The sequence below is a fragment of the Bradyrhizobium sp. CCBAU 53351 genome, assembly GCF_015291745.1.
Lineage (GTDB): Bacteria > Pseudomonadota > Alphaproteobacteria > Rhizobiales > Xanthobacteraceae > Bradyrhizobium.
The window spans coordinates 6,600,908-6,621,859 of the sequence record NZ_CP030059.1 but is presented as its reverse complement, the minus strand read 5'-3'; the positions used below and the strand labels follow the sequence as shown (position 1 = coordinate 6,621,859).

The window sequence follows — 20,952 nt, the reverse complement described above, 5'->3', positions numbered from 1 at the left end:
GTCAAAAGTCGAAATTGATCATCTTTTTCATCACCATGATGCCGATCGACATCCAGACGACGCAGCCAACCAGCATCAGCTGGCCGGTGGGATGAGTCCAAAGCAGCGAGATGTAGTGCGGCGTCGTGAGGTAGACGAGGAACATCACGATCGGCGGCAACGAACCGATAATGCCGGCCGAGGCCTTGGCTTCCATCGACATTGCCTGGATCTTCTCTTTCATCTTCTTGCGGTCGCGCAGCACCTTGGAGAGGTTGCCCAGCGCCTCCGAGAGGTTGCCGCCTGATTTCTGCTGGATCGAGATGACGATGCCGAAGAAGTTGGCTTCGGGCAGCGGCATGCGCTCATAGAGCCGAGAGCATGCCTCGCCCAAGGGCATACCGATCGCCTGCGTTTCGATGATGGCGAGGAACTCGCTGCGCAGCGGCTCTGGTGCATCCGCAGCGACGACCTTGATCGATTCGAACAGCGGCAGGCCTGCCTTGATGCCGCGGACGATGACGTCGACCGCGTCGGGGAGTGCCTTCAGGAATTGGTTTTCCCGGCGCTTCTTCAGGAAGCCGAGGGCCCAGCGCGGCAGGCCCAAACCTCCGGCAAAGGCCAGGCCGGCGGCGCCGAGCAGGCCACCGCCGACGAACAGGGCTCCCGCGAACAGCACGCCCGCCAACACGGCGGACACAATCCAGAATTTCTGCGGCGTCCAATCCAGGCCGGCCTGGGACAAGCGGATATTGAGCGGAACACTCTTTTCCTGCTGACGCCGTGCCTCGAGATCCTTCAGAGACGTCTCGACTTGCTCGCGGCGCGATCGCTGGCTCTTTTCGCTCTGCTTGGCCGCGGGCGCATCTGCGCGCGCGATCGAGGCGCGCCGGCCTTCCGCCTTCCGTTCCCCGGAGAGCAGCGGATAGAGGAAGACCCAGGCGATGCCGCCGACCGCTGCGGTGGCAAGAAATGCGAGGGCGAGGACCTGTATGTTCATGGCGCTGACCTGCTCACGTCGTCGGCGCCACTTCCGCGGCGTCGAGCGCGGCGGCAAGGCGCTTCTCCTCGCCGTAATAGCGGGCGCGTTCCCAGAACCTCGGGCGGCCGATACCGGTCGAGCGGTGGCGGCCGATGATCTTGCCGTTGGCGTCCTCACCGATCATGTCGTAGAGGAAGATGTCCTGGGTGATGATGGTGTCGCCTTCCATGCCCATCACCTCGGTGATGTGGGTGATGCGGCGCGAGCCGTCGCGCAGGCGCGCGGCCTGGACGATGACGTCGATCGAGGCGCAGATCATCTCGCGAATGGTCCGCGAGGGAAGCGAGAAGCCTCCCATCGTGATCATGGATTCGCAGCGCGACAGGGCTTCGCGCGGGTTGTTGGCGTGCAGCGTGCCCATCGAGCCGTCATGACCGGTGTTCATGGCCTGCAGCAGGTCGAACGCCTCGGGTCCGCGGACTTCGCCGACGATGATGCGTTCGGGCCGCATACGCAGGCAGTTGCGTACCAGCTCGCGCATGGTGACCTGACCCTCGCCCTCGATATTGGGCGGGCGGGTTTCCAGCCGCACCACATGGGGCTGCTGGAGCTGGAGCTCGGCGGCGTCCTCGCAGGTGATGACGCGCTCGTCGTGCTCGATGTAATTGGTCAGACAGTTCAGCAGCGTGGTCTTTCCGGAGCCGGTGCCGCCGGAGATCAGCACGTTGCAGCGGACGCGGCCGATGATCTGGAGGATCTCGGCGCCTTCCGGCGAGATCGCGCCGAACTTGACGAGCTGATCGAGCGTCAGCTTGTCCTTCTTGAACTTGCGGATGGTGAGTGTCGGGCCGTCGATCGACAGCGGCGGCACGATGGCGTTGACGCGCGAGCCGTCGGCGAGGCGCGCGTCGCAGATCGGCGAGGATTCGTCGACGCGCCGGCCGACCTGGCTGACGATGCGTTGACAGATGTTGAGGAGCTGCTGGTTGTCGCGGAAGCGAATGCCGGTGCGCTGGATCTTGCCGGCGACCTCGATGTAGACGGTGTTGGCGCCATTGACCATGATGTCGGCGATATCGTCGCGCGACAGCAGCGGCTCCAGCGGACCGTAACCCAGGACGTCGTTGCAGATGTCGTCGAGCAGCTCTTCCTGCTCGGCGATCGACATCACGATGTTCTTGATCGCGATGATCTCGTTGACGATGTCGCGGATTTCCTCGCGCGCGGATTCCGAGTCCAGCTTGGCGAGCTGGGCGAGGTCGATCGCCTCGATCAGCGCGCCGAAGATGGTCGCCTTGACCTCGTAGTAATTGTCCGAACGCCGGCTCTCCATGGGGGGAGGCGGCGGAGCCTTGACCGGGGCAAGCGGCGGCGAGGCGACGGCCGGCGGAGGCGGGGCGCGCGACACCGTCGGCGCCGGAGCCTGGGCAGGCTCGAGCGACACGGCGCCGGGCTTGGGCGCCCGAAGGTCGGTGTCTGTTCCGCTACGCTTACCGAACACTTAACAACTCCACGCGGGGGTCTATTTTCCCCGCAACTTGTCAATCAGGGGTGAAAGCAGGGAAGACTTTTGCTTCTTGGTCTCGCTGCGGCCGGTCAGGCGCTGGGCGATCTGAAGGAACATCTCGATCGACTTGTGGTTGGCGGAGATCTCCGCGATCATCTGGCCGTTGTTGGCCGCCGAGCCGAAGATCTGCGGCTCGAACGGGATCGAGACGATCGGCTGGCTCTCGATCGCCTTGGCGAACTCCGCGGCGGCGATTTCGGGCCTTTTCGGCACGCCGACCTGGTTCAGGCAGTAGAGCGGCGGCCGGTCGTTGGGGCGCGCCGCCTTCAGCAGATCGAACAGGTTCTTGGTATTGCGCAGATTGGCGAGGTCAGGGGCGGCCACGATCAGGATGTCGTCGGCTCCGATCAAGGCGCGCTTGGTCCAGCCCGACCATTGGTGCGGGATGTCGAGCACGATGCAGGGCATGGTGGAGCGCAGCGTGTCGAACACGGAGTCGAAGGCGTCGGTGCCGAAATCATAGACCCGGTCGAGCGTCGCCGGCGCCGCCAGCAGGCTGAGATGGTCGGTGCATTTCGACAGCAGGCGGTCGATGAAGGCGGTGTCGACCCGGTCGGGCGAGAACACGGCGTCGGCAATGCCCTGCGGCGGATCCTGGTTGTAGTCGAGCCCGGCGGTGCCGAAGGCGAGGTCGAGATCGGCGACGACGGCGTCCATTGCGAGGTCGCGTGCGATCGCCCAGGCGACGTTGTGGGAGATCGTGGACGCCCCGACGCCGCCCTTGGCGCCGACCACGGCGATGATGCGGCCGACCGCTTTGGCTTCCGGCGCCGAGAACAGGTTGCAGATCGAGCGAACGACGTCGATCGCGCCGACCGGCGCGAGCACATAGTCGCTGACGCCGCGGCGCACCAGCTCGCGGTAGAGCATGACGTCGTTGATGCGGCCGATCACGACCACGCGGGTGCCGGCGTCGCAGACGGTGGCGAGGTGGTCGAGCCCGCCCAGCAGGTCGTTGCGGCCGTCGCTCTCGAGCACGATCACGTTCGGGGTGGGAGCCGAGCGGTAGGCTTCGATCGCGGCCGCCATGCCGCCCATCTGGATCTTGAGGTGGGCCTTGCCGAGACGGCGATCCTCGCCGGCCGACTGGACCGCGGCAGCGGTTTCCACGGTCTCGCAGAAGGCCTGGACCGAGACGCGGGGCGCAGGCGCAATATGCTCCTCGACCGGCGGAAGCGCTGCGTCCGGCTGCTCTTCTTGTGTCTGGCGAGCGTAGCTGATCATTTGCCGGTATCGCTGAGTTTGGCCTTGTCGGCCTCGGGATAGGTGGTCGCGCTCGTCGTTCCCTTGCGATACTTCTCGAAGCCGGTGATGCGCCGGGGCGTGTAGGACGGCGTTTCAGGTCGTGGCTGCTCGAGGTCCGACGGATTGTCGACCATCGCGGCGAGGTTGCGCTGATAGGCGCAGCCGTAATTGTAGTAGTCCTTGTTCTCGAACCAGGTCTTGTTCTTGATCGAAGGGCCGATGTCGTCGGGCCACAGGCCACAGGGGCCCGCGATCGCGGCGACCTTGGAATAGGTGAGGCGGATCGGCGGCAGGAAGCGCTTGTCGTCGGGCTGGTAGGGGCGAACATTGATGCCCCGCGGCGGAACGCCTGCCCCGGCCAGCATCGCCTGGATTTCGCGCATTGAGTCCGCGACCGGACGCGCATTGGGCGTGCCGGACGGCACGTCGATGCGGATGGCGCCTGTCCCCTCGTGCAACCAAGCCGATGCGACGCCCATCACGTCGGCGCGCTGGGCAGCGGTCAAGCCGCCGCGGGCATGGCCGACGAAGACGACGATCGAGCGGTTCTGCTCCTCGATCGCGATCGGATGGCGCTGCTTGTAGTCGTCCGGAATGGAGGCGGTAACGACCTCGTCGTGTTGGCAGCCGCCGAGTGCGAGCGCCATGCCGACGAGCGCACCGCCGAGGCGAATGGCGCGTTTGCGAAGCTGGGGTGGTCTTGTGATCATCGTGAATCCCCGTTTCGCATCAGTCGGTAATGAAGCCGTAAGTGCCGCGGTAGTTCTTGGCCGGTTCGGTCCGGCCGGGCACGCCGTAGATGCGGTTGATGTTGCCGAGCAGCTGGGCCTGAGGATCCGCAGGCGGGGTGAAGCCGTCATCCGGTCGCGACAGGTCCTTTGGCGCCACCGCGCGAACGACATAGGGGGTCACGATCACGACCAGCTCGGTCGCGTTGTTGACGAAGTCGCGGCTGCGGAACAGCGTGCCGAGGACCGGGAGCTGCATCAGTCCCGGCAGGCCGCTGATGGCCTGCTTGGTCTGCTGCTGGATCAGGCCGGCCATCGCCATCGCGCCGCCGGAGGGAATTTCCAGCGAGGTCTCCGCGCGGCGGGTCCTGATCGAGGGCACCGTCAGCGAATTCACCGAGGTCGAGGTGACGGCCTGCGACAGCGTGATCGCGTTTTCGTTCGAGAGCTCCGAGACCTCGGTCATCACGCGCAGGCTGATCTTGCCTTCGCTCAGCACCACGGGGGTGAAGTTGAGCGAGATGCCGAACTTCTTGAAGCTGATCTGGGTGGTACAGACATGGGTGGTGGGGTCGCACGCATAGCCTGCCGGGACCGGGAATTCACCGCCGGCGATGAACGTCGCCGATTCACCGGAGATTGCGGTCAGGTTCGGTTCGGCCAGCGTGCGGATCACGCCCGCGGTTTCCATCGCGCGCAGGGTGGCCTGCACCGACGACGCGCCGCCGAACTTCGTCGTCAAATTGTTGCCGTCCACGAGGTTCTTGCCGAGAGCCGTGAACGGATTGGAGTTGGTGAAGCTCACCACCGACGTGCCGTAGTTGAGGCTGGCGCTCAGGTCGATGCCGAGCTGCTTGACGATGGTGCGCTGGACTTCCGCGACCGTCACCTTGAGCATGACCTGGTCGCGGCCGCGCACCACGATCGAGTTCACGACCTTGTCGGCGCCGCCGGCCAGGCGCGCCGCGAGATCGTTGGCCTGCTGCGCCTCCATCGGATTCGCCGCCGTGCCGGTCAGGACAATGCCGTCGCCGAGCCCGTCGATTTGAATGTCCGAATTGGGCAGGATCTGCTTCAGCGCGGCGCGCACGCCGTTGAGGTCGCGCTTGACCGCGATGTCATAGGCCGCGATCTGCTGCCCCGCGGAATCGAAGAACACGATGTTGGTCTGGCCGACCGTGGCACCGATGATATAGGCGCGCTGCGCCGAGCGGACCACCGCGTTGGCGATCTTGGGATCGGCGACCAGCACATCCTTGATGTCGCGCGGCAGGTCGATCACGATGGATTTGCCGACGCCGAGCGAGAGGAAGCGCGCGTTCATCTGGCCGTCCGCGGCGGCCGAGGCCACGGGACGGTAATCGGCGGCGACCACGGGGTTCAGCACCGGGTTGAGCGCCAGCGCGAAAGCGGCCGAAAACGACAGGGCGCGAACCGCCGAGGTTCGCATCGTCGTCAAATCCACCCTGTGCTTCATATCGACTGTCTTCATCGTGCTTTCGCCGTCTGACTTGGAATGCCGTAGCGAATGATCGAAATACCGTCCCGCTTCTGCGCGGAATCATCGAGCGTGATTTCGCTCATCTTGACGTCGACGATGCTGCGCAGCGCCAGCGACAGCGTTCCGCTCTGGCGGGCCGCGGAGAGTGTCGCGGTCTGCGCGGGATTGAGCTCGAGGGTGACGGTCTTGCCGACCACCGCGTTCTGGCCGTCCTTCTCCTTTGGCGCCTGGTCGATGGCCAGGACGCGGATATTGGCCAGGATGATCTCGGAGGTGACGACGTCGGGGGCGCCGCTGGTCTGGTCCGGGTTCTTCAGCCGGCGCGTCAAAAGGACGTCGACGCGATCGTTGGGCAGGATGAAGCCGCCCGCGCCGGTTTCCGGCGAGATCTCGGTCGAGATCGCCCGCATGCCGGTGGGCAGGATTGCCGCCATGAAGCCGGAGCCTTCGGCCTTGACCAGCTTCTGGTCGCGGATCGGCTCACCTTGAATGAAGGGGGCGCGGGCGATGGAACCGGCAACCTGGGTCGCGCCCTCGGGACGCTCGTTGCGGCGAATGAAGGTGGCGCTGGCGGTCGCGGCCGGCCAGGTCTGCCATTGCACGTCTTCCGGCTTCACGGTCTGGCCGAGGCCGATGTCGTTCTTGGCCACGAGAACGTCGACGGTTGGAAGCTGTGCGACCGGAGCCGCCGGAGGCGGCGCAGATTGGTCCGAGCCGCTCGCCAGGTACGCGGCGACACCGCCGGCGCAGATGGCGACCGTCAGGACGACAATGCGTGCCCTATTCATACGCTTCACTTTCCAACAAGACGCCGCGACGCTGCCGCCGCCGTAATCGGCAGTTGACCAGCTATTCGTCAAAGCATGGTTAATGAGGCGTATCTAAATCGCCTTAACGCCGGGTTTACCCGGCGCGTTCAGCGCAGTGCGAGGTGGGCGAGGTCGATCGCCTTCACCCATTCGGTCTCCGGGTAGACCATCAGCGCGCCAAGCGTGAGCGCGATGCCGTAAGGAATGCCGGTTTGCTTGTCGTGCAGCCGTGCAAGCCAAGCCTGTCCCGCAAGGCCGTAAGGCAGGGGCCATTGCCGGAACTGGAGCAGCAGCAGCGTCAGCGCGCCGCCGAACAACGAGGCGTAGAGTAGGAAGTCCATCAGGGGCGTGAAACCAAACCACAGCGCGACGGAGGCGGCGACCTTGGCATCGCCGCCGCCCATCCAGCCCATTGCAAAGCAAGCAAAGGCAATGACCAGCAGCAGCGCGCCGGCGCCGACATGACTGAGCATCTCGTAAGGTGCCATGCCACCGGCGAGGGCGAGCGCGAAGAAGCCTGCGACCAGCGCCAGCGACACGCGGTTCGAGATCGTCATCGTGAAGAGATCGCTCGCGGCGGCGAACGCCATCAGGGCAGGGAAGAGCAGAAGGCGCGCAAGGTCGAGGATCATGGGCTGCGTCTTGAGGCCTGGGTTTGCCGCGGGAACTGGCGTCGCCGGAGTCTAGCCACGAGTTGCTAAACAAACCGACAACGGCAGCTAAGGGCACGCGGGGCCGAAACCGCGGAACGCGTGCCTACCAGAGGCTGGCAATGCGGGCGGCGAGTGCGACCGTCGCGAGCAGCAGCGCAAGGCAGACCCAATAGACCGGCGAGCCGGCCTGCGCCGCCACCGCCTCGTTCGCCGCGACCGCGGCATCGGTTCTGTACTCGCGCAACGCCACTGGAACTCGCCGTCTTCGGAAAAACAAAGGCCCCGGAGGTCCGGGGCTTTTGCCGTCGTTCGCTTGTCGCTTACTTCAGCGAGGTGCTGATCGCGGTGAACTTGGCGTTCAGCGTGGTGCCGAGGCTGTTGACGACGGTGATGATGGCCAGCGCGATGCCGGCGGCGATCAGGCCGTATTCGATGGCGGTGGCGCCGGACTCATCCTTCGCAAAACGCGCAATCAAGTTCTTCATGAACAAAACTCCATTCGGTTGGGATCGCCTCGTTCGGCGCTGTCTATGACGCGGTGAACATGGGAGCCGAGCTCTTTCGGTAGAGTTAATTCGATCGCGCAAACCGGCTTCTGGCGAGATGCTTTGGTCCAGAGTGAATTTCGCCTTAAAGCCGGGCTTCAATTCTCTCCGGTTCCAGATGCATCGCCAGCGCAGCGGCCGCTTCATCCTCCCTTAAATTTCACGGAGTAGGCGTAAGAGGATTGGAATTCGCGGAGAGAGGCGACGATGTCGAGCCTGCCCATGGAAGTCGCCCTGATGCTCGGCGAGACCATCGCGAAAGTGGTCCCCGTCACCTTCGTGCTCGCGGCGGTCTTCACCGTGCTCGAGCATTTCTGGGCGTGCAATCCCGGCGCCCCGTGGTGGCGCAAGCGCGAGATCATCACCGACATCTGCTACTGGTTCTTCGTTCCGGTGTTCGCCCGCACCATGCGGATCGGACTGCTGATCGTCGGCGCCGGCGCCGTCTTCAACATCCACGATGCCGACGAGCTCATCGCCTTCTACGACAACGGCCATGGTCCGCTGGCGCAGCTGCCCCTGTGGGTGCAAGCCCTGCTGTTCCTGGTGCTGTCTGATTTCATGCTGTACTGGATCCACCGGCTTTTCCACGACGGCGGTTTCTGGAAGTACCACGCCATTCATCATTCGTCGGAGGAGATCGGTTGGATTTCCGCGGCCCGCTTCCATCCCATTAATCTCATGCTCGGGACGATCAGCGTCGACGTCGTTCTGCTGATGGCCGGCATCTCCCCGAACATCATGCTCTGGGTCGGCCCGTTCACCACCTTCCATTCGGCCTTCGTGCACGCCAATCTGAACTGGACCTTCGGACCGTTCAAATATCTGCTGGCAACCCCGGTGTTCCACCGTTGGCACCACACCTCGCTCGCGGAGGGCGGCAACACGAATTTCGCCGGGACGTTCCCGGTCTGGGACGTGCTGTTCGGCACCTTCCGCATGCCGGAGGGGCAGCTTCCGCAGGACTACGGCAAGGACGAAGCGGCCATACCGAAGGAGATCGCGGGCCAATTGGCCTATCCGTTCCGCCGCTAGGCTGGAGATAGCGACCGCGCAAATGCCGGTCCGTCGAACAATCGTCTGCGAGTTTGCGGAACGTTCATGAATTAAGGGCAGGTTAGCCGGGTCGGGCACCGGCTCCGTTGTTATCCGTTCGCTTCTGCCGGTTTGTGACGTCCCGGGGGTAAGAGTATGCGTAAAGAATTGCTGCGCCGTCATGCGCGGGTCTGTCTTCTGGTTGCTGCCGCCGTGCTGGCATCGCCGGCTGCCGGCCTTGCCGAACCGACCGCCGACACCATCGCCGTCAATGTCGACCAGGCCAAGCTGGTGCGGCTGCCCGGCAAGGTGGCGACCATCGTGGTCGGCAATCCCCTGATCGCCGATGTCACGCTGCAGCCCGGCGGCATGATCGTCGTGACCGGCAAGGGCTACGGTGCCACCAATTTCATCGCGCTCGACCGGAGCGGCGAGATTCTGGTCGACCGCCAGATCCAGGTCGAAGGCCCGAGCGACCGGCTCGTCACCGTCTATCGCGGGATCGAGCGCGAGTCCTACAGCTGCATGCCGCTTTGCCAACGCCGGGTGACGCTCGGCGACAGCGACACCTACTTCAACAACACGATGAGCCAGGCCGGTTCGCTGAGCAGCAGTGCCAGCGGCAACGCCGGTGCGGCCACCAAATCCAACTAGCCAGACCGATTGACCGGTTCGCGCCGGGGTGGATCGCCTGATCCGCCTCGGCGCTTCCCGGACGCCAGGCGACTTCCGGCTGCGCGCGCCGTCTTTTCCTGCCGCCGGCATGCGTGGTTAACGCATCCTTAGCCGTGCGGTTCGCGCAGCGTGAATCGCCTGCAACACTTAAACAATCAGTTTTAGCTATTGAATGAAGCAGAGGATCGCCGCTGCTGGGGAATCTGACGCGATGCCATCGCTTCCGTCTACGAGATTTACGCTCCGCAAGGCGCTAAGCCGGTTTCGCGGCAGCCGCCGCGGCTCTGCGGCGGTCGAGTTCGCGCTCGTTGCTCCGATCTTCTTCGGGCTGCTGTTCGCCATCATCGAGACGGCGCTGGTGTTCTTCGCAGGCCAGGTGCTCGAGACCGTCACCCAAGCTTCGGCACGTGCGATTCTGACCGGTCAGGCGCAAGCGCAGGGCGGCTCGGTGGCGGCCTGTCAGACGGTGCCCAACACGGTGTCGGCGTGCGATCAGACCACGTTCAAGGCCTATGTCTGCAGCCAGATCCCGGCGCTGTTCGATTGCAATAAGCTCTACGTCGACGTGGTGAGCACCAGTTCCTTCACGACGCTGAGCCTCACCAATTACGGCGATTCCTGCACCTTCAATCCGGCCGGCGTGCAATACAATCCCGGCAGCGCCAGCCAGGTCGTCGTGGTGCGGCTGTTCTACCAGTGGCCGCTCGTCGTCACCGGCCTCGGCTACAACATCGGTTGCAGCAACAAGCGGCTGCTGGTGGCGACCGCAGCCTTCAAGAACGAACCCTTCTGAGGCAGATGGATCTGGGCGGACCAATGCAGGCGATTGCGAATTTCTTGGGAAATGCCCGCTGCTCATTGCGTGACTTCGTCGCCGACAAGCGCGCGCTCGCGGCGACCGAATTCGCGGTCATCGTCCCGCTGATGCTGGTGATGTTCTTCGGCACCGTCGAGTTCTCGTCGGCGGTGGCGATCGATCGCAAGGTCACGTTGATTGCACGGACCCTGTCCGATCTGACGTCGCAGTCGACGACGCTTGCCGATTCCGACATGCAGAACACGTTCACGGCCAGCATCTCGATCATCATGCCTTACGACGCAACGCTCGTGAAAGGCGCGATTTCCCAGATCTATATCGATGAGAACAGCATTGCCACGGTCCAGTGGAGCAAGGCCGGAACCATCGCGAGCGGCGCGACGCAAGCGACGCTGGCGACCTCGGCTCGGAAGGCTGGCGACAAGGTGACCAACGAAATTCCATCGACGCTGCTCATTCCGTCGACCTACCTCATCCTCAGCGAGGCGAGCTACACTTACACACCGTCGGTGGGCTACGTGTTGAAGTCGAGCCTGCCGCTGAGCGATCTGTCGTATACGCGGCCGCGCCAGGTCACTTGCGTTCCCTACAACGGCGTACCGTCCTCGTGCTGATGTCCTCGAGCAGGGTGTAGAATGAAAATGAAAAAGGCCGTGCGGTGCGCACGGCCTTCTTGTTTCTTGCGAGCCGATCGGGCGAGGCCCGGCGGGTTCAGCCTGCGTCGCGGAGATTGTCTGCCGCCGACTTGCCGGAACGACGGTCGGCCACGATCTCGTAGGAGATCTTCTGACCTTCACGCAGCGTGCCGAGGCCGGCACGTTCCACGGCGCTGATGTGGACGAACACGTCCTGGCCGCCATCGTCGGGCTGAATGAAGCCGAAGCCTTTGGTCGCGTTAAACCACTTCACGGTTCCCATGCTCACGGGGGTAGTCCCTTCTCAGATAACACAAGGTTGGAGCCCACTCGCGCGGGCCGGTTAGATCGAATTTTTGGAAGGGTCGTCAGCGTGTCTGAACCGGCTGTACCGGTGGATGCTAATGTCGTCCGGCCGAAAATCGATAAATTCCTTTTATCGGAATTGGGGACTCAAAACAATCGGGGCGCGCACGATTTTTTGATCCGCCGTGGGTGCACGGCGGATCAAAATAAAGATCGGCATTTTATTTCCGCGCTTGCGCGCCAACCATAGGCTAGCGGCGACGGAACTGACCGCCGCGCTGTCCGGGACGAGGCGGTCCACCCACCCCGCTGGGACGTTCGTCCTTGTGGCGGAAAATCAGCCGGCCCTTCTCCAGGTCATAGGGCGACATCTCCACCGTCACGCGGTCGCCCGCCAGCGTCTTGATGCGGTTCTTCTTCATCTTGCCGGCCGTGTAGGCGACGATCTCGTGTCCGGCGTCGAGCTGCACGCGGTAGCGGGCGTCGGGGAGGATTTCGGTGACCAGTCCTTCGAACTGGATCAGCTCTTCCTTAGCCATGTGGGGGTCTCCAGTCGTGGACTGTTAGTTCGAATGAGGATTGCGGTTCGGTCGGCCGTTGGGGCGACTCTCGCGACGCAAAAAGGCAACGCCTTGTATTCCATCAGGCTTGCCGGCGCTATGCGCGGGACGCTGTTCCGACCGATCGGCTGGTGAGGAATTCATCTTACCACCCGAACCGCGGCGGCGGCGAGACCCTTTGGAGGCCTTGTGGCCCTCTCCGGGCCTGCCATCAACAGGTCTGCCCTCGCCATAACGTCCTTCGCCGGGCCGTCCGTCGCTGGGCCTGCCGGCGCTATGATGGCGTCCGTCGGCATGCCGTTCGTCGCCACGCCGTCCGTCGCCGTGCCGGGCGCCTTGCGGACGCTGGCCCGGGCGGCCACCCGGCCGGCCCTGCCGTTGCTGGGACGGGGGAGGACCGGCGTCGCGGCGGCCGGCATCGGTACGGAGGTCTTCGCGCGGCAGCGCCACCTTGATCAGCCGCTCGATGTCGCGGAGGTAGCTGAGTTCCTCGCCGCCGGCCACCAGCGAGATCGCGGTGCCCTCGGCGCCGGCGCGCGCGGTGCGGCCGATACGGTGGACATAGGTTTCCGGCACGTTGGGCAGGTCGAAATTGATGACGTGGCTGATGCCGTCGACATCGATGCCGCGGGCGGCAATGTCGGTGGCGACCAGGGTGCGGATCTCGCCCGAGCGGAACTGGGCGAGCGTGCGCTCGCGATGGTTCTGCGACTTGTTGCCGTGGATGGCGCTGGCGGGAATGCCGGCCTTCTCGAGTGACTTCACCACCTTGTCGGCACCGTGCTTGGTGCGGGTGAAGACCAGTGCGCGGTTGACCGGCTCGTCTTTCAGCAGCTTGGTCAGGAAGGCGGGCTTGGCGGAGAAGTCGACCTGGACGATGCGCTGGTTGATCCGTTCGGCGGTCGAGGAGACCGGGGTCACCGCGACGCGGGCGGGGTCACGCAGCATGGCGTCGGCGAGCTCGGCGATGTCCTTCGGCATGGTGGCCGAGAAGAACAGCGTCTGCCGCTTGATCGGGAGTTTCGCGACGATTTTGCGGATGTCGTTGATGAAGCCCATGTCGAGCATGCGGTCGGCTTCGTCGAGCACGAGGAATTCGACGCTCGAAAGTTTCAATCCGTTGCTTTGCACGAGGTCGAGCAGGCGGCCGGGGGTGGCGACCAGCACGTCGACGCCCTGCATCAGGGCACGGACCTGGCGGCCCATCGGCACGCCGCCGATGGCGAGCGTCGAGGCCAGGCGGAGGTGGCGGCCATAGGCGTTGAAGCTATCGAGGATCTGGCCGGACAGCTCGCGGGTGGGCGACAGCACCAGGACGCGGCAGGTCTTGGGCTGCGGCTTGATGCGGTTCTCGAGCAGGCGGTGGAGGATCGGCAGCGCGAAGGACGCGGTCTTGCCGGTTCCGGTCTGGGCGATGCCGACGACGTCGCGCCCGGTCAGCGCGATCGGAACAGTCTGGGCCTGGATGGGGGTGGGGGTGACGTAGTTCTCTTCGGCGAGAGCACGCGCGATCGGTTCGGCGAGGCCGAAATCTTGAAACGAAGTCAAAAGATGGGTTCTTTCCATGTCAAAAGCGCAACGCCCGGCGCATTCAGCGCGGCGCGCGCAAAAGGGTGTCGAGAAGACACCTGCGTGTTTAGGGTGTCGGATGGCTTGGGAGATATGGGGCAAGCCAGAGGCCCGTAGGGGGCTTAAGAACACGCGGCTCGCAACGACCCCTTGATTCGCAAGAGGTCTCGGCTGTTCATATGGAACATTCAGCGGGCGCTTTCAAGGCAAGCGTGCCCGAAACGGCGGTTGCGGTGCAGAAATAGTTATGCCGGAAATTTAGCCAGAGCTAGCATTTTGCTCAAAAAATAGACCGCCTGCCGCTTTGGCATACATTTGAATTGCTCAAGTTTTGAGCTGCTTCTTAATGGCGAAACTTTGATTTCGGGCGATTTGTTTAGCGAAACCAATTGGTTGATGGGTGCTCAGTCCATGGCACGGTTCTTGCGAATCCGTTAATCGCAGGCGGCCGTGGGGCCGTTTCGCAGCGTTTTCACGTCTGCGTCAGGGAGATGAGACACTCATGCTTAGCAAATCCATTCACGATATAGCGGCGTCATTTAGCCGCCGTGGCGTTCTCGCCGCGACCGCCGGACTGATGCTCGGACTGGCTCCATTGACCGGCGCGAAGGCCGCCGACGACACCATCAAGGTCGGTGTGCTGCACTCTCTTTCCGGCACCATGGCCATCAGCGAAACCACGCTGAAGGACACCATCCTCTTCCTGATCGACGAGCAGAACAAGAAGGGCGGCGTGAACGGCAAGAAGCTCGAGGCCGTCGTCGTCGATCCCGCCTCGAACTGGCCGCTGTTCGCCGAAAAGGCGCGCGAGCTGATCACCAAGGACAAGGTCTCGGTCGTGTTCGGCTGCTGGACCTCGGTGTCGCGCAAGTCGGTGCTCCCGGTGTTCAAGGAGCTGAACAGCATCCTGTTCTACCCCGTGCAGTACGAGGGTGAGGAGAGCGAGCGCAACGTCTTCTACACGGGCGCGGCACCGAACCAGCAGGCGATCCCCGCCGTCGACTATTTGATGAAGGAAGAGAAGGTGAAGCGCTGGGTGCTCGCGGGCACCGACTACGTCTATCCGCGCACCACCAACAAGATTCTGGAAGCCTATCTGAAGTCCAAGGGTGTCGCCCAGGAAGACATCATGATCAACTACACGCCGTTCGGTCACTCCGATTGGCAGACGATCGTGGCCGACATCAAGAAGTTCGGCTCGGCCGGCAAGAAGACTGCAGTAGTCTCGACCATCAACGGCGACGCCAACGTTCCCTTCTACAAGGAGCTCGGCAACCAGGGTATCAAGGCGAAGGACATCCCGGTCGTCGCGTTCTCGGTCGGTGAGGAAGAGCTCGCCGGCATCGACACCAAGCCGCTGGTCGGCCATCTCGCTGCCTGGAACTACTTCCAGTCCATCAAGTCGCCGGAGAACGAGAAGTTCATCAAGGCGTGGCAGGCCTACACCAAGAATCCGAAGCGCGTGACAAACGATCCGATGGAAGCGCACGTGATCGGCTTCGACATGTGGGTCAAGGCGGTCGAGAAGGTGAAGTCGACCGATCCCGACAAGGTGATCGACGCTCTCCCGGGCATCGAAGCCAAGAACCTGACCGGCGGCGTGTCGAAGATGCTGCCGAACCACCACATCACCAAGCCGGTGTTCATCGGCGAGATCAAGGGCAACGGCCAGTTCGACGTGGTCTGGAAGACCCCGGGCCTCGTCGCGGGCGATGCCTGGTCGAAGGAGCTCGACGGCTCCAAGGACCTGATCGGCGACTGGGTCGGCAAGAAGTGCGGCAACTTCAACACCAAGACCAACAAGTGCCTCGGTTCCGGCTCCTGATCCGGATCTGACACGCCATTGCACGATCGGAGAGGGCGGCGATCCCGCCGCCTTCTCCACCCATTTCTGCCGGGGTCATTCACAGTGCCAGCCTATTTGTCCGCGCGCCTCTGCTCGCTTGCGTTCTCGTTGTTGCTGATCGCGTTCGCGCTGCCGGCCTTCGCCGGTCCGTTCGAGGACGGGGTCGCCAAATTCGCCAATGACGATTTCTCCGACACTGAAGAGGCGATCGGCGTGGTTGCCGGGAGTGGCAACAAGCTGGCTTTTCCCATCATCAGCGCGCTCCAGGACGGCCGCCTCATGGCCGATCCTGACAGCAAGAAGGTTTACGTCACGGGCGCCGACGGCAAGTCGATCGATGCCGCGACCGGCGAGGCGGTCGCCAGCGTTCCCGACAGCGCGAGCGCCGTGCGCCTCAATAACCGCCTGCGCCGCAGCGTCGATGCTGCGCTCGGCGGCCTGACGCTGCAATCGCCGGATGTCGGGACGCGCCTGCAGGCCGCGCAGTCCGTCTTCAAGTCGCATGAGGAGACGGCGCTCGAGGCCGTCGACGGCGCGCTCGCCAAGGAAACCAACAAATCGGTCAAGGCTGCGCTCGGCGAGGCTCGCGCGGCCATCCTGCTGTTCAAGACGGATGCCTCCGAGGTCGAGAAGCTCGAGGCGGTTGCCACGCTCAAGGCGCGCGGCGATCAGGAAGCGCTGGCGCTGCTCACCGGCATGGGCGACCAGCCGGCCTCGGTGACCAAGGCCGCCGCGAGCGCGATCGGCTCGATCCAGTCCTCGCTCGCCGTCTGGTCGGGCGTGCAGAATGCCTGGTACGGCCTCTCGCTCGGCTCGGTGCTGCTGCTCGCGGCGATCGGGCTCGCCATCACCTTCGGCGTGATGGGCGTCATCAACATGGCCCATGGCGAGATGGTGATGATCGGGGCCTACACCACCTTCGTGGTGCAGGAGGTGATCCGCACCCGCTATCCCGGCCTGTTCGACTATTCCCTGCTGATCGCCGTGCCGCTCGCCTTCCTCGTCGCCGGCGCCATCGGCGTCCTGATCGAGCGCAGCATCATCCGCTTCCTCTACGGCCGTCCGCTGGAGACGCTGCTGGCCACCTGGGGTCTCTCGCTGGTGCTGCAGCAGGCGGTGCGCACCATGTTCGGCCCGACCAACCGCGAGGTCGGCAATCCCTCCTGGATGAGCGGCGCGTTCGAGCTCGGCCAGATCACCATCACCTATAACCGGCTCTGGATCCTCGTGTTCACGCTGGCCGTGTTCGCGATCCTGCTCGCAATGCTGCGCTACACCGCACTGGGCCTCGAGATGCGCGCAGTGACGCAGAACCGTCGCATGGCGGCCTCGATGGGCATCGCCACCTCGCGCGTCGACGCGCTGACCTTCGGGCTCGGCTCGGGTATCGCCGGTATTGCCGGCGTGGCGCTGTCGCAGATCGACAATGTCAGCCCCAATCTCGGCCAGAGCTACATCATCGACAGCTTCATGGTCGTGGTGTTCGGCGGGGTCGGCAATCTCTGGGGCACGCTGGTCGGCGCCTTCACGCTCGGCATCGCCAACAAATTCCTGGAGCCGGTCGCCGGCGCCGTGCTCGGCAAGATCGCCATCCTGGTTCTGATCATCCTGTTCATTCAAAAGCGGCCGCGCGGCCTGTTCGCGCTCAAGGGCCGTGCGGTGGAAGCATGACCCCTCACATGCTGACGCGATCGCTGGACCGCAGCGCGACGGTCTTCCTTGCCGTCGTCGTGGCCTGCGGCATCCTCATCCCGCTCTCCAACCTGCTGCTGCTCGCGGGCTCGTTCCTGCAAGTGCCGACCTATCTCGTCGCGCTCTGGGGCAAGTATGTCTGCTACGCCATCCTGGCTCTGGCGATCGACCTGATCTGGGGCTATTGCGGCATTCTCTCGCTCGGCCACGGCGCCTTCTTCGCGCTCGGCGGCTACGCGATGGGCATGTACCTGATGCGGCAGATCGGCACCCGCGGCGTCTACGGCAATCCTGTTCTGCCCGACTTCATGGTGTTCCTGAACTATTCGAAGCTGCCCTGGTACTGGTACGGCTTCGACATGTTCTGGTTCGCCGCACTGATGGTGCTGGTCGTGCCCGGCCTGCTCGCCTTCTGCTTCGGCTGGCTCGCCTTCCGTTCCCGCGTCACCGGCGTGTATCTCTCGATCATCACGCAGGCGATGACCTATGCGCTGCTGCTCGCCTTCTTCCGCAACGATTTCGGCTTCGGCGGCAACAACGGCCTGACCGACTTCAAGGACATCCTCGGCTTCAACGTGCAGGCGGAGGGCACCCGCGCGGCGCTGTTCGCGCTGAGCTGCCTGGCGCTGATCGTCGGTTTCCTGATCTGCCGCGCCATCGTCTCGTCGAAGCTCGGCAAGGTGCTGATCGCGGTGCGTGATGCGGAATCGCGCACGCGCTTCCTGGGCTACCGCGTCGAATCCTACAAGCTGTTCGTGTTCACTGTGTCGGCCTGCATGGCCGGCGTCGCCGGTGCGCTCTACGTCCCCCAGGTCGGCATCATCAATCCCTCCGAGTTCGCGCCGGGCAATTCGATCGAGGCGGTGATCTGGGTCGCGGTCGGCGGCCGCGGCACGCTGGTCGGCGCGGCGCTCGGCGCCGTCGTCGTCAACTACGCCAAGACGTTCTTCACCTCCGGCATGCTCGCGCCTTACTGGCTGTTCATGCTGGGTGCGCTGTTCATCCTGGTGACGCTGCTGCTGCCCAAGGGCATCGTCGGCACCTTCAACGCCTGGTGGGACTCCTCGAGGGAGAAGCGCATCGCCGCGGCCTCAACGAGCGCTGCGGCCGAGGACGGCGTCACCGAACCCAAGATGGCGGAGTAGCGCGATGAACGTCATGGACAACCGCGCGACCTCCGCGATGCTTTACCTGGACGGCGTGCACGTCTCGTTCGACGGCTTCCACGCCATCAACAATTTGTCGTTGACCCTCGAGCCCGGCGAGATGCGCGCCATCATCGGCCCGAACGGCGCCGGCAAGACCACCATGATGGACATCATCACCGGCAAGACCAAGCCCGACGAGGGGACGGTTCTGTTCGACGGCGTCACCGATTTGACGCGGCTGGACGAGACCCGCATTGCCGAGCTCGGCATCGGCCGCAAGTTCCAGAAACCGACCGTGTTCGAGAGCCAGACCGTGCAGGACAACCTCCTGCTCGCGCTGAACGTCGACCATTCGGTCCGCGGCACGCTGTTCTGGCGCGGCAGCAAGGCCGAGTCCGAGCGCATCGACAAGGTGCTGGAGACGATCCGCCTCACCGACGCCCGCAATCGCCTTGCCGGCAGCCTCAGCCACGGCCAGAAGCAATGGCTCGAGATCGGCATGCTGCTGGCGCAGGATCCGAAGCTGCTGCTGGTCGACGAGCCCGTCGCCGGTATGACCGACGTCGAGACGCATCTGACCGCCGAGCTGCTGAAAGAGATCAACAAGACCCACACCGTGATGGTGGTCGAGCACGACATGACGTTCGTGCGCGAGCTCGGCGTCAAGGTCACCTGTCTGCACGAAGGCACGGTGCTCGCGGAAGGCACCATCGACCAGGTCTCGTCCAACGAGCGGGTCATCGAAGTCTATCTGGGGCGCTGAGCGATGCTTGAGGTCAAGGACATCAACCTGTTTTACGGCGCGGCGCAGGCGCTGCGCGGCGTGTCCATCTCGGCCGAGCCGGGCAAGGTCACCTGCGTGCTCGGGCGCAACGGCGTCGGCAAGACCTCGCTGCTCCGTGCCATGGTCGGGCAATATCCGATCTCGTCGGGTGCGATCGTGCTCGACGGCAGCGACATCACCGGGCTGAAGCCCTATGAGCGGGCGCGCAAGGGCATCGGCTTCGTGCCGCAGGGACGCGAGATCTTCCCGCTGCTGACGGTCGAGGAAAACCTCAAGACCGGTTTCGGTCCGCTCAAGCGCGAGGACAAGCACATCCCGGACGACGTGTTCTCGCTGTTTCCGGTGCTGCAATCCATGCTCGGCCGTCGCGGCGGCGACCTCTCAGGCGGCCAGCAACAGCAGCTCGCGATCGGCCGCGCGCTGGTGATGCGGCCGAAGCTTCTGCTGCTCGACGAGCCGACCGAGGGCATCCAGCCCTCCATCATCAAGGACATCGGCCGCGCCATCTCGTACCTGCGCAATCTCGGCAACATCGCCATCGTGCTGGTCGAACAATATCTCGACTTTGCCTGCGAACTCGGCGACAGTTTCGCCGTGATGGATCGCGGCGCGGTGAAGTTCACCTGCGACCGTTCCAATCTCGACCCGGCCGAAATCAGCCGCCAGATGGCGCTGTAGTCCCAAGATTTTTGCCGCGGCCGGCCGGGGAGAGGGATGCGCAGCGACGCTTTGACGACATCTTCGGTGTTCGAAGCCAACCGTGCCCGTGGCGCGGTGCGCTTCGACGTCCATGCGCGCGATGGCGTGACCCGGCGCGGCACCTTGCATGAATCCGGCTCCTTGCGAATCCGCTTCCCTTCGCCGGAAGACGAGGGGCTATCCGGCGTGTTCGTCAACACGGCCGGTGGCGTTGCGGGCGGGGATCGCTTCGACATCGAGATCACGGCCGCAGCCAGCTCGCGGCTGACGCTGACGACGGCGGCCGCAGAAAAGGTCTATCGCGCGCCGGGGCAGGCGGCAGACCTCAATATCGGGCTGAAGGTCGCCGCGGGTGCACATCTCGCCTGGCTGCCGCAGGAGACGATCCTGTTTGATCGCGCCCGCGTCCATCGCCGCTTCGACATCGCGCTCGACGAGGCGGCGTCGCTCCTGCTTTGCGAGATCGTCGTGTTGGGCCGCACCGCCATGGGCGAGCGGATGGAGCAGGGCGAGTTCGTCGACCGCTGGCGGCTGCGGCGCGGTGGCCGGCTGGTCTTCGCCGAGACGGTTCGGCTGGACGGCAATATCGGCGCAAAGCTCGCGCGATCGGCAGTTGCCAGGGGCGGGGCGGCGATCGGCACGGCCCTGATCGTCCCCGGTGACGAGGCTCTGGTCGAGCGCATCCGCGAGGCCTCGGACTCGTTCTCAGGGGAGGTCGGAATCTCGGCCTGGAATGGCTTTGCAATGGCGCGGTTCTGTGCCCAAGATGCGGCGCGTTTGCGCGCCGACATGATGGCCGTGCTGGCGCGCACCGGCGTGGCCCTGCCGCGGCTCTGGCTGAATTGAAGTGTTGAACGGAAGAGATTTCGCATGAACCTGTCTCCCCGCGAAAAGGACAAGCTCTTGATCTCGATGGCCGCGATCGTGGCCCGCCGCCGGCTGGACCGCGGCGTCAAGCTCAACCACCCCGAGGCCATCGCGATCATCTCCGATTTCATCCTCGAAGGCGCGCGCGACGGCCGCACCGTCGCCGAACTGATGCAATCCGGCGCGCAGGTCTTGACCCGCGACCAGGTGATGCCTGGAATCCCCGAGATGATCCACGACATCCAGGTCGAGGCGACGTTTCCGGACGGCACCAAGCTCGTCACCGTGCACGAGCCGATCAGGTAGGAGG

General features: G+C 64.3%; 23 protein-coding genes. 11 read left to right on the top strand and 12 right to left on the bottom strand.

All coding sequences use genetic code 11. The features are described from left to right. Position 1 precedes the first annotated feature (1 nt). The 9 genes from XH83_RS31495 to XH83_RS31455 all read right to left on the bottom strand — a co-directional run bounded on the left by XH83_RS31495 (position 2) and on the right by XH83_RS31455 (position 7,949). Positions 2-979, bottom strand: coding sequence for a type II secretion system F family protein (locus XH83_RS31495; protein ID WP_194404474.1), 978 nt, complete (start codon positions 977-979; stop codon positions 2-4). A gap of 13 nt (positions 980-992) precedes the next feature. Further along, a complete protein-coding gene (locus XH83_RS31490; RefSeq protein ID WP_194404473.1) occupies positions 993-2,462 on the bottom strand; it encodes a CpaF family protein in 1,470 nt (489 codons plus the stop codon). Between the two features lie 21 nt (positions 2,463-2,483). After that, positions 2,484-3,752: an AAA family ATPase gene (locus XH83_RS31485; RefSeq protein ID WP_194404472.1), complete on the bottom strand. Its 1,269-nt coding sequence runs from the start codon at positions 3,750-3,752 to the stop codon at positions 2,484-2,486. Next, positions 3,749-4,483 (bottom strand): CpaD family pilus assembly protein, encoded by a 735-nt coding sequence (locus XH83_RS31480; RefSeq protein WP_194404471.1) that lies wholly within the window; start codon positions 4,481-4,483, stop codon positions 3,749-3,751. Before XH83_RS31480 ends, XH83_RS31485 begins: the two co-directional genes overlap by 4 nt. Before the next feature lie 19 nt (positions 4,484-4,502). Continuing rightward, entirely contained in the window at positions 4,503-5,978 is a 1,476-nt protein-coding gene (locus tag XH83_RS31475) for a type II and III secretion system protein family protein (protein ID WP_194408458.1), read from the bottom strand. 11 nt (positions 5,979-5,989) lie between these two features. Further along, entirely contained in the window at positions 5,990-6,790 is an 801-nt protein-coding gene (cpaB, locus tag XH83_RS31470; protein WP_194404470.1) for a Flp pilus assembly protein CpaB, read from the bottom strand. A 128-nt stretch (positions 6,791-6,918) separates the two neighbouring features. Further along, on the bottom strand, positions 6,919-7,443 hold the full coding sequence (locus tag XH83_RS31465; protein WP_194404469.1) for a prepilin peptidase: 525 nt from the start codon (positions 7,441-7,443) through the stop codon (positions 6,919-6,921). A gap of 124 nt (positions 7,444-7,567) precedes the next feature. After that, complete coding sequence (locus XH83_RS31460; protein WP_194404468.1) at positions 7,568-7,714, bottom strand: hypothetical protein; 147 nt, start codon at positions 7,712-7,714, stop codon at positions 7,568-7,570. A gap of 70 nt (positions 7,715-7,784) precedes the next feature. Further along, the gene (locus tag XH83_RS31455) at positions 7,785-7,949 is read right to left on the bottom strand and encodes a Flp family type IVb pilin (RefSeq protein ID WP_194404467.1); all 165 of its coding nucleotides are present in this window, start codon (positions 7,947-7,949) and stop codon (positions 7,785-7,787) included. Between the two features lie 267 nt (positions 7,950-8,216). Here XH83_RS31455 and XH83_RS31450 point away from each other — a divergent pair, with 267 nt between their 5' ends. From XH83_RS31450 to XH83_RS31435, 4 genes are all read left to right on the top strand, one after another. Beyond that, positions 8,217-9,044 (top strand): sterol desaturase family protein, encoded by an 828-nt coding sequence (locus tag XH83_RS31450; protein WP_194404466.1) that lies wholly within the window; start codon positions 8,217-8,219, stop codon positions 9,042-9,044. A 156-nt stretch (positions 9,045-9,200) separates the two neighbouring features. Continuing rightward, positions 9,201-9,698, top strand: coding sequence for a pilus assembly protein N-terminal domain-containing protein (locus XH83_RS31445; RefSeq protein WP_194404465.1), 498 nt, complete (start codon positions 9,201-9,203; stop codon positions 9,696-9,698). 232 nt (positions 9,699-9,930) lie between these two features. Continuing rightward, on the top strand, positions 9,931-10,512 hold the full coding sequence (locus tag XH83_RS31440; RefSeq protein ID WP_194404464.1) for a TadE/TadG family type IV pilus assembly protein: 582 nt from the start codon (positions 9,931-9,933) through the stop codon (positions 10,510-10,512). A gap of 23 nt (positions 10,513-10,535) precedes the next feature. After that, positions 10,536-11,150, top strand: coding sequence for a TadE/TadG family type IV pilus assembly protein (locus tag XH83_RS31435; protein WP_194404463.1), 615 nt, complete (start codon positions 10,536-10,538; stop codon positions 11,148-11,150). Positions 11,151-11,247: 97 nt separating this feature from the next. Here XH83_RS31435 and XH83_RS31430 read toward each other — a convergent pair whose 3' ends face one another. The 3 genes from XH83_RS31430 to XH83_RS31420 all read right to left on the bottom strand — a co-directional run bounded on the left by XH83_RS31430 (position 11,248) and on the right by XH83_RS31420 (position 13,603). Then, entirely contained in the window at positions 11,248-11,460 is a 213-nt protein-coding gene (locus XH83_RS31430) for a cold-shock protein (protein WP_194404462.1), read from the bottom strand. A gap of 268 nt (positions 11,461-11,728) precedes the next feature. Next, positions 11,729-12,016, bottom strand: a complete 288-nt coding sequence (gene infA / locus XH83_RS31425) for a translation initiation factor IF-1 (protein WP_008131890.1) — start codon at positions 12,014-12,016, stop codon at positions 11,729-11,731. A 24-nt stretch (positions 12,017-12,040) separates the two neighbouring features. Continuing rightward, a complete protein-coding gene (locus XH83_RS31420; RefSeq protein ID WP_194404461.1) occupies positions 12,041-13,603 on the bottom strand; it encodes a DEAD/DEAH box helicase in 1,563 nt (520 codons plus the stop codon). Between the two features lie 505 nt (positions 13,604-14,108). Here XH83_RS31420 and urtA point away from each other — a divergent pair. The 7 genes from urtA (at position 14,109) to XH83_RS31385 (ending at position 20,948) form a co-directional block, all read left to right on the top strand. Beyond that, the gene (urtA, locus tag XH83_RS31415) at positions 14,109-15,431 is read left to right on the top strand and encodes an urea ABC transporter substrate-binding protein (RefSeq protein ID WP_194404460.1); all 1,323 of its coding nucleotides are present in this window, start codon (positions 14,109-14,111) and stop codon (positions 15,429-15,431) included. Positions 15,432-15,515: 84 nt separating this feature from the next. Further along, a complete protein-coding gene (urtB, locus tag XH83_RS31410) occupies positions 15,516-17,123 on the top strand; it encodes an urea ABC transporter permease subunit UrtB (protein ID WP_194404459.1) in 1,608 nt (535 codons plus the stop codon). Beyond that, a complete protein-coding gene (urtC, locus tag XH83_RS31405; RefSeq protein ID WP_194404458.1) occupies positions 17,120-18,289 on the top strand; it encodes an urea ABC transporter permease subunit UrtC in 1,170 nt (389 codons plus the stop codon). The genes urtB and urtC overlap by 4 nt, the downstream gene beginning before the upstream one ends. A 4-nt stretch (positions 18,290-18,293) precedes the next feature. Then, the gene (urtD, locus tag XH83_RS31400; protein ID WP_194404457.1) at positions 18,294-19,055 is read left to right on the top strand and encodes an urea ABC transporter ATP-binding protein UrtD; all 762 of its coding nucleotides are present in this window, start codon (positions 18,294-18,296) and stop codon (positions 19,053-19,055) included. A 3-nt stretch (positions 19,056-19,058) separates the two neighbouring features. Beyond that, positions 19,059-19,754 (top strand): urea ABC transporter ATP-binding subunit UrtE, encoded by a 696-nt coding sequence (urtE, locus tag XH83_RS31395; RefSeq protein ID WP_128927974.1) that lies wholly within the window; start codon positions 19,059-19,061, stop codon positions 19,752-19,754. 36 nt (positions 19,755-19,790) lie between these two features. Beyond that, positions 19,791-20,621, top strand: coding sequence for an urease accessory protein UreD (locus XH83_RS31390; RefSeq protein ID WP_194404456.1), 831 nt, complete (start codon positions 19,791-19,793; stop codon positions 20,619-20,621). Between the two features lie 24 nt (positions 20,622-20,645). Beyond that, the gene (locus XH83_RS31385; RefSeq protein ID WP_007605424.1) at positions 20,646-20,948 is read left to right on the top strand and encodes an urease subunit gamma; all 303 of its coding nucleotides are present in this window, start codon (positions 20,646-20,648) and stop codon (positions 20,946-20,948) included. Positions 20,949-20,952: the final 4 nt, after the last annotated feature.